This window comes from uncultured Brevundimonas sp. (genome assembly GCF_963977465.1).
In the GTDB taxonomy this organism is placed as follows: Bacteria; Pseudomonadota; Alphaproteobacteria; order Caulobacterales; family Caulobacteraceae; genus Brevundimonas.
Genome location: NZ_CAXBOQ010000003.1, coordinates 431,882 through 440,227, shown reverse-complemented (window position 1 = coordinate 440,227; position 8,346 = coordinate 431,882). Strand labels below are relative to the sequence as shown.

At 63.2% G+C, this 8,346-nt stretch carries 6 protein-coding genes and 1 rRNA gene; 4 read left to right on the top strand and 3 right to left on the bottom strand.

The genetic code is table 11. The features are described from left to right. From AAC067_RS09120 to AAC067_RS09110, 3 genes are all read right to left on the bottom strand, one after another. Positions 1 to 491: ribosomal RNA gene (locus AAC067_RS09120) — 16S ribosomal RNA — on the bottom strand; the annotation flags it as partial. 842 nt (positions 492 to 1,333) lie between these two features. Then, positions 1,334 to 1,762 (bottom strand): CBS domain-containing protein, encoded by a 429-nt coding sequence (locus tag AAC067_RS09115; protein WP_339931705.1) that lies wholly within the window; start codon positions 1,760 to 1,762, stop codon positions 1,334 to 1,336. An 84-nt stretch (positions 1,763 to 1,846) separates the two neighbouring features. Continuing rightward, positions 1,847 to 2,527: a rhomboid family intramembrane serine protease gene (locus AAC067_RS09110; protein WP_339931703.1), complete on the bottom strand. Its 681-nt coding sequence runs from the start codon at positions 2,525 to 2,527 to the stop codon at positions 1,847 to 1,849. 93 nt (positions 2,528 to 2,620) lie between these two features. On the opposite strand from AAC067_RS09110, the gene hfaA reads away from it, so the two are divergent. From hfaA to AAC067_RS09090, 4 genes are all read left to right on the top strand, one after another. Continuing rightward, positions 2,621 to 3,052: a holdfast anchoring protein HfaA gene (gene hfaA / locus AAC067_RS09105; protein ID WP_339931701.1), complete on the top strand. Its 432-nt coding sequence runs from the start codon at positions 2,621 to 2,623 to the stop codon at positions 3,050 to 3,052. Beyond that, the gene (hfaB, locus tag AAC067_RS09100) at positions 3,049 to 4,059 is read left to right on the top strand and encodes a holdfast anchoring protein HfaB (RefSeq protein WP_339931699.1); all 1,011 of its coding nucleotides are present in this window, start codon (positions 3,049 to 3,051) and stop codon (positions 4,057 to 4,059) included. The genes hfaA and hfaB overlap by 4 nt, the downstream gene beginning before the upstream one ends. Next, positions 3,986 to 5,230 (top strand): holdfast anchor protein HfaD, encoded by a 1,245-nt coding sequence (gene hfaD / locus AAC067_RS09095; protein ID WP_339931697.1) that lies wholly within the window; start codon positions 3,986 to 3,988, stop codon positions 5,228 to 5,230. The genes hfaB and hfaD overlap by 74 nt, the downstream gene beginning before the upstream one ends. A 105-nt stretch (positions 5,231 to 5,335) precedes the next feature. After that, on the top strand, positions 5,336 to 8,278 hold the full coding sequence (locus AAC067_RS09090) for an insulinase family protein (RefSeq protein ID WP_339931695.1): 2,943 nt from the start codon (positions 5,336 to 5,338) through the stop codon (positions 8,276 to 8,278). The last annotated feature ends 68 nt before the right edge of the window (positions 8,279 to 8,346 follow it).

The window sequence follows — 8,346 nt, the reverse complement described above, 5'->3', positions numbered from 1 at the left end:
CTAGCCCCCTTCGTATTACCGCGGCTGCTGGCACGAAGTTAGCCGGGGCTTCTTCTCCGGGTACCGTCATTATCGTCCCCGGTGAAAGAATTTTACAATCCTAAGACCTTCATCATTCACGCGGCATGGCTGCGTCAGGCTTTCGCCCATTGCGCAAGATTCCCCACTGCTGCCTCCCGTAGGAGTTTGGGCCGTGTCTCAGTCCCAATGTGGCTGGTCATCCTCTCAGACCAGCTACTGATCGTAGCCTTGGTGAGCCTTTACCTCACCAACTAGCTAATCAGACGCGGGCCGCTCTAATGGCGATAAATCTTTCCCCCGAAGGGCACATTCGGCATTACCACCCGTTTCCAGGAGCTATTCCGAACCAAAAGGCACGTTCCCACGTGTTACTCACCCGTCCGCCACTAATCCCGAAGGATCCGTTCGACTTGCATGTGTTAGGCCTGCCGCCAGCGTTCGCTCTGAGCCAGGATCAAACTCTCAGGTTGAGTTGACTATCTGACTAAAGCAGACCGACCCGAAGGCCGGTTGGCATTAGTTCTACGTATTTTTGACGAGAACCACTTCGCTGATCCGTAAGAACCAGCGACATGGTTGTATCTTTTCAAAAAGACCGCAGAGTGTCAGTATCGTCGTAATAACCCCGAAGGGTCATCGCTAGGACACCGCCGCCTGCGTTTCTCTTTCCAAATCAACGATTTCAAAGACCCGAACCGGAAGACTTCCAGTCCCACCGTTTAGCGCCAGGTGATGGCGGAGGCGGCGATGTAGTCGCCTCGGTGTTCCGTGTCAAGCGGTTCTTTTTAAAGAGAACCTCTTTTCGACGACCCGCTCCAAAAAGCGGCGGAGGCGGCGATGTAGTCGCCTCCGTTTTCCGTGTCAAGCGGTTCTTTTTTAAGAAGAACTTCTCTACTGCGGCCCCACCCCGGAGGGCGGCGGAGGCGGCTTTCTAAAGAAGGCCGGTCTCCGTGTCAACCGGGCTTTTCAGCCATTTCGCGAAACCGGAAACCGAAGCTTCCGAAGCCGCAAAAAACCGTCGGGGAAAGCAGCTTGGCCACCCTCTTTATCGTTTCCGACGATTCGATTGGAGCGCGGAGACTAGTTGGGACCGGCTGCAGAAGCAAGAGGTTTTTAATCCCTTAACCTCTTTGGAACCCGGGAGAGTTTCGTCTCCCCGGCCCCGGCGGCCAGCCCGTCTCCGAGCGAGGGGGCGATATACGGACCGGGCATTTGCTCTGCAAGCGCCATTATCGATTTCGGCCAAGTTTCTCGCCGAGTCCGGTTCACCGACCGGGGTCGGAAAGTCGACTCTGCAGGCCCGCCCCGCGGTTCAGCCCGCAGCTATATAGGTGCGGAGGCTCTCAGCTTCATTGGTCGCCTCGGCGATCTGGCATTTGACGACATCACCGATGGATATCACGCCGGTCAGTCGACCGGCCTTGAGCACCGGCAGATGGCGGATCCGGCGATCGGTCATGCGCCCCATCAGAATCGCCACGGTTTCCCCGGGTTCGGCAAACACCACCTCACGCGTCATATAGTCGGCGACCGGGCGCAGCAGGCACGCTTGGCCGTCCTTGGCCACAGCACGCACCACGTCACGTTCGGACAGGACGCCGACCACCTGGTCGCCGTCGCAGACGATCAGGGCACCAACCCGCTTCTGTTCGAGTTCAGCGCAGGCGCGGGAGAGGGTGAAGTCGGGGGCGATCGAATAGACGGCACCTCCCTTGTCCTTGAGGATTTCGGCAACCAGCATCGGGCAGCTCCTTCACTCTTATATAGGAACGACCGTAACCGGCCGCTTTCCGACAGGATCGCGCAGGCGGTCCCCGGAATCAAATCACGAAGGTTTCTGTCCGAACAGCCGGGCGACAGGACCGATCGTGAAGAGTCCGAAGACGAAGCCGGCGGCGTGCGCCTCCCAGGCGATTCGAGCCCCCTCAACGCCGGGCGCGAATCCGATCAGACCCGTGGCGGCGTTCACCGCCATTATAACTGCCGCCGCAGTGAGCACGCGCCGGTCGGTGATCGCGCGCAGGCGGCCCTGACGACTTCCCAGCAGGCGCAGGGCAGCGCCCATCAGCCCGAAGACCGCCCCGGAGGCACCGACCACCGGGTCATTGCTGGCGAGGTGGACCACGGCGTAGCCGATCGAGGCCACCAGACCGCACACTATATAGAAGCCGAGAAAAACGGCCGCGCCCTTCAGTCCGGAAAACAGGCGGGCGACGGGTGGACCGAAGGCCAGGGCAGCAATGGCATTGGCCGCTACATGGCCCCAGCCGCCGTGGACCAGCATGGCGCTGAACAGGCCCGGCCACCAATCGCCGTAGACCAGAGACGACGGCAAAAACGCATAGGACAGTCCGCCATCGTGCAGTCGCTGCTGCACGAGAAACAGAATCGGCATCGACAGGGCCAGAAGGACCGCCACCGGCGGGGCGTTCAGGATCTTCTCGCGGGGAGGACCGTCGATTGGGTCGGCTGGCAACTGCATCAGCCTCAAATGCGCAGTGATCACGGCAATCTCAAGCGCTTCTTAATATCCCTATCCCATTTTGGCACGCGGGTTGCCCTTAGATCCGTAATCCACGTTCGCGTGCGGAGCGCTGTAATGTCACTCTTCCGGCTGAAGACCATCCTGATCCTCGCCGTCATGGGTCTGCCCACAGCGGCAGCCGCCCAGTCGACCGGATCGTCGGGCGCGGCGACCTATCAGGCCGGCTACGGCGGCGCGCGCTATACGACAGCGCGACCGCAGACCGGATCGACGCGCGACACCAACGGCAACCGCCTGATCGTCAACGGCCTTATCCAGAACGGTGCGAGTGCCTACTCCAGCGCCTCCGGCGGCGTCTCCGCCAGCTACAGCGGTGCGGGCGGCACAGGTGGACGGAACGCCATCGGCGGGGCTTCGGCCATCGGCAACAGCCTGAACGTCGTGGTTCAGGGCAACCACAACACCGTCATCGTCAACTCCAGCCAGACCAACAACGGCGCAATCACCGCCGGCACGGCCCTGAACGGCACCCTGAGGTTTCCATGAGCATTCGCCAGCGTCGACTGAAGACTGCAGGCGCAGTCTGCACCGCGGCGGTCCTGCTGACCGGCTGCATTTCGGCGACCGCCAATCCTGCCGGCCTCTACGCCACGCCGATCGGCAATGCGCCCGTGACAGCGAACCCGACCCCCTATTCCACCGCCCTCTTCTGCATGGCGGACTATGCCCGTCGCTACAATCTGCCGTCGCCGCGCATGGCTGTCGGCCGGATCAGCGATTACACCGGCACGGTTTCGGCCGACGGCGGCCGGCAGGTCACGGGCGGCGCTTCGCTGATGGCCGTCTCGGCCCTGGCCAAGTCCGGGGCCCGGATCGTGGAACGCTATGATACCTCGGTGTCCGAGCTGGAGCTGCGCTACGCCAACAATCGTCTGATCGGCGATGACGGCCCGGGCGGAAGCGATGACCAGCAGTACCGTCGCATTCTGGCCGGTCAGGTGCCCGGCTCAGACTTCTATTTGGTCGGCGGCATCACCGAGGTGAACTACAATATCCGGTCAGGTGGCTTTGACGCAGCGGCCGGCCAGGCCTCGTCCAACACGCCGCTGTCGGTTGCATTCACCGGCAAGTCCTTTGTCATGAACATCGCCATCGACCTGCGGCTGGTCCAGACCACCACCCTGGAAGTGGTCGATGTCGTCTCCTACCAGAAGCAGATCATCGGCCGGGAAATCTCGGCCGGCGTGTTCGACTTCCTGAACGGCAATGTCTTCGACATCTCCGCCGGTGAGGGCGGCTTCGAGCCCGTACAATTGGCGGTTCGCGCCCTGATCGAACGGGCCACGGTCGAATTCATGGCTAATCTGTACGGGGCTCCGGGCCCCGAGATCTGCCTCAATGCGTCGAACGACCCACTCGGCGGCACCACCGGTCTCACCGGCGGCTACTATCCCGCCTACCCCAACACGGACACGAACAATGGCCAGACCCGCTCGGATCCGTCTCGCTGGCACGATCGGCGTGACGCTACTGTGCGCCGCAGCCGCTACTGAGGCTATGGCGCAGGACGGCGCGATCGTCCTGAACAACCAGATCCAGCTGGGCGATGTCGTCGCCGGTCAGACGCTCAATGTCGTCGACGCCGACGAACAGGTCACCGTCTCGACCTCGGCCCAGGGCAACAGCTTCTCGGGTGCGGTTGAGAACGGGACGATCACCGTCGATTCGACCCAGGAGATGCACGGCGACGCGCTGGCGACAACGACCATGACCCTGGGGGGCGATACTGCCGGCCGGCTCACGGCGACGACGCAGGCGGGCGGAAACTATCTGGCCGTTGGTGCCTATGGGGCTGACCTGAGTGTCGACGCCAGCCAGCAGGTCACGGATGGAGAGATCGTCGCCTACTCGACCATTACGGACGATTCGCCCCGTCTGCTGGCGGGCGCGACGGTCGATGCCTCGGCGATCGGCAATACGGCCGCCCTGGGCGGTGACGGCGCAACGGTTACCGGCACTGTCAGCCAGGAGTCATCAGCGACGATTCGCGCCGGGAATCTGGCCAGCACCCAGTATATTCCCGCCCAGGCGGCTTTCAGCAGCCAGGCCATGGCCAACGCCGTGGCGGTCAACAGCGACGCCGCTTCAAACCAGAACCTCTACGTTCGCCAACGCTCGACCGGCGATCTGATCGAGTCCGATGCCAGTGCCAATGCCGGCAACGCCTGGGACCTGGCTGGACGGGCGCGGGCCAGCGCCAACCAGGCCGTCCTTCAGAATCAGGGCGGCGCACTGATCGCCGAAACGGACCAGTCAAACGTCGCCCAGGTCCGCGCCGCGGCGATCACGACGGCCTATGACTATGGAGCCGCCGAAGCCTACGCACGGGCGGCGGGCAACGACGTGTCGGTCGGCAACAACGACGTTTATGTCAAGATCGACAATGCCCAGTTCAACTCGGGCGGGGTCGACTCTACGGCCACCTTCTCCGGCACCAACGGCTATGATGTCTATGTCGGAGCCGACGCCGTGGGCAATTCGGTGACCGGCTATGCCTGCTCGGAGTGTGCCGGCTATCTGACGGCGACCAACGTCCAGACCAACAACGGTTCCGTCACCGCCACCGCCAGTACGACAGTCGTCGGCTCGGCGCGGGCCGTAATCACCGGCACCAATGCCGTGGGAAATGCCGCGACCTTCTACGTTTCAAGCCCCGGCCCCTGATCTGGCAGAAAAGCGACCCCACCCGCCTTATGCGGGTGACGCCCGAAATTTGACACGCTAGGGTTCCGGTCACCGTCCCTGTTCTGCGCCGACGTCCGCTGGAGAATGGCGGGACGCCGGTCACCCGGAGTGTCCCGAATGCGATCTGCCCGTCTGCTTCTGCTCGCCGCGTCCAGCAGCCTCGTCCTCTCCCTGGTGGCGCTGCCCGCTGTCGCCGTCAGCCAGGCGCAGCCTGCAATCGTAGCGCAGGCCGCCGCGCAGCCGTCGGATCCCTGGGCACAGGCCGCCAGTGACATCCCCGCTGACGCTAACGTCCGCTTCGGCGTCCTGTCCAACGGGATGCAGTATGCGATTCTGCACAACGCGACGCCGGCAGGCCAGGCTTCGTTCCGCCTGCGCATCGACGCAGGTTCACTGATGGAGAACGAGGATCAGCTGGGGCTGGCCCACTTCATGGAGCATATGGCCTTCAACGGGACGACCAACATTCCCGAAAATGAGCTGCTGCGCATCCTTGAACGCCTCGGCCTGGCCTTTGGTGCCGACACAAACGCCTTCACCAGCTTCGACCAGACGGCCTATTTGCTGGAACTGCCTCGCACGAATGATGAGACTGTCGACGCCAGCCTCCGCATCATGCGCGAACAGGTGTCCGAGGCCCTGATGGCTCCCGACGCGGTCGATGCCGAACGCGGCGTGATCGAGGGCGAGGAGCGGATGCGCAATACACCGCAAATGCGAGTCATCAAGACCCAGCTTGGCCTTCTCGCGTCGGGCCAGCGTCTGGCGAACCGCCTGCCTATCGGCGACCTCAACATCATCCGCACTGCACCCCGAGAGCGTTTTGTGGAGTTCTACAACGCCTATTATCGGCCTAACCGCGCCACCTTCATCGCCGTCGGCGATTTCGATGTAGAGGTGATGGAGGGCAAGGTTCGCGCTGCGTTCGAAAGCTGGACGTCCAACACCATGGATGGCCCCGATCCCGATCTTGGACAGGTCGCCGCACGCGGCCCTGAAACCCGTATCCTGGTAGAGCCGGGCATCCAGTCCTCTGTCGAAATAAACTGGATCCGCCCTCCTGATCTCGATCCGGACACCGTCGCCGAACGCCGCGAAAACATGATCCGCTATCTCGGTTTGGCGGTGCTGACCCGCCGCCTCGGAGAACTGGCGCGCGCCGACAATCCTCCGTTCGTAAGTGCAAACGCTGCGAACGCCACCGTATTCGACAGTCTGTCGGCCGGCTCGGTCCAAGCGAGCTTCAATCCCGGCGGCCTGACACGGGCGCTGGAGACCATCGAACAGGAACAGCGACGGCTGGTCCAGTTCGGAATAACGGAAACCGAATTGCAGCGGGAGATCATCGACAACCGCACCCGACTGCAGAACGCGGTCACGGCCGCCGCAACGCGGTCAACACCCGCGCTGGCCAACGGACTGCTGGGAGCGGCCAATGACGGGAACGTCTTCGCGTCGCCAGCGACCAGCCTTAACCTCTTCAACGCCACGGTCGAAGGGCTGACGCCCGATCAGGTCACCGCTGCCGTCCGCCCGGTCTTCGAAGGTCAGGGACCGCTCGTCATGGTCACCTCTCCGGTCGCGATCGAGGGCGGTGAGACCGCCGTCACCGCGGCGCTGGAAGCGTCTCGCCAGGTCGTGGTAACAGCGCGCGCTGATGAGGCCGCGCTGGAATGGCCCTACACAGACTTTGGAACGCCTACCCAGCCGAGCGCGCGTACCGAGATCGCTGACCTTGGGGTCACCCGCGTGGACTTCCCCAACGGCGTCCGGCTGTTCGTCAAGCCGACCGATTTCCGCGACAACCAGATCCTCGTCAACGTCCGCACCGGTATCGGCGAACTGGCATTACCCACAGACCGCGTCACAGCCATGACCTTGGCCAATTCGGTGATGGGACCCGGCGGCACTTCGAAGCTGACCGTGGATCAACTGACCCGTGTTCTCAGTGGCAAGACCTACAGCGTCAACGCCAGCCTTTTGACCGACGCCTACAGTCTTAATGGGGCGACGCGGCCGGAAGATCTGCAGCTCGAGATGCAGGTGCTGACGGCCTACATGGTGGACCCGGGCCTTCGCGCCGCGCCGTTTGAGCGAGCCCGCAGCCAGTTTCCTGCGCAACTCGCCCAGCTCCGTGCCACGCCGGGCGGCGTACTGGGTCGCGACCTCGGCGAACTGATCAGTTCGGGAGACCAGCGCGACGCCACCCCTACGGAGGAGCAGATCGCGGCCATGTCGATTGAGGAGATTCGCGCAGGCGTAACGGAGGGCCGCGCCCACGGGCCAATCGACATTGTCATGGTCGGCGACATCACCGTGGACGACGCCATCGCCTCAGTGGCGAACACCTTCGGTGCCCTGCCGGATCGTGGGGCGCAGGCTGAACCATTGCCGGGCTCGGACGTCCGCCATTTCCCGGCACCCTCGACCGAACCAGTTCAACTGAAGCATGAAGGCCCAGGTGAGCAAGCGATCGGCTTGATCGGTTGGGCCACCACCGATGCCATCGACGACAAGCTGGAGTCGCGGCAACTGGCCATACTCAACGCCGTCATTCAGCTTCGACTGAACGAGGAGGTCCGTGAAAAGCTGGGCATCTCCTATGGGCCAGGGTCGGCGGCCACATCGTCGTCAGTCTTCCCCGATTATGGCTTTCAGCTGATGCTGGCCGAGACCCGCCCCGAAAACCTGCCGGTGCTGTTCACCGCCTTTGACTCGATCGCCGCGAGCTTGAGAGAGGTGCCGATCAGCGAGGACGAGCTGCTCCGGGCCCGCGCGCCCCTGGTCGAATCCCTGCGGCGCAGTCAGGCGGACAATGGCTACTGGGTGAGCCAGCTCGTCGCGGCGGGCCGCAAGCCCGGAACCTTTGACGAAATCCGCTCCAACGTCTCGGATCTTGAATCGACGACGTCGGCCGACATCCAGCGACTGGCGCGCCAGTACCTGACGGCGGACAAAGCCTGGCGTCTGACCATCACATCGGACAATCCGGCGGCACCCGCAGCGGCGGCGGCACCGGCCCAATAGCAAAAAATGGCCCCGGTCCTTGCGGATCGGGGCCAGTTGCATTCTCAGGTTCGTCGATGGAGATCGAC

Coding starts and splice junctions, on each gene's coding strand:
- hfaA (WP_339931701.1), top strand. CDS start 2,621: ATGTCACTCTTCCGGCTGAAGACCATCCTGATCCTCGCCGTCATGGGT.
- hfaD (WP_339931697.1), top strand. CDS start 3,986: ATGGCCAGACCCGCTCGGATCCGTCTCGCTGGCACGATCGGCGTGACG.
- AAC067_RS09115 (WP_339931705.1), bottom strand. CDS start 1,762: ATGCTGGTTGCCGAAATCCTCAAGGACAAGGGAGGTGCCGTCTATTCG.
- AAC067_RS09090 (WP_339931695.1), top strand. CDS start 5,336: ATGGCGGGACGCCGGTCACCCGGAGTGTCCCGAATGCGATCTGCCCGT.
- hfaB (WP_339931699.1), top strand. CDS start 3,049: ATGAGCATTCGCCAGCGTCGACTGAAGACTGCAGGCGCAGTCTGCACC.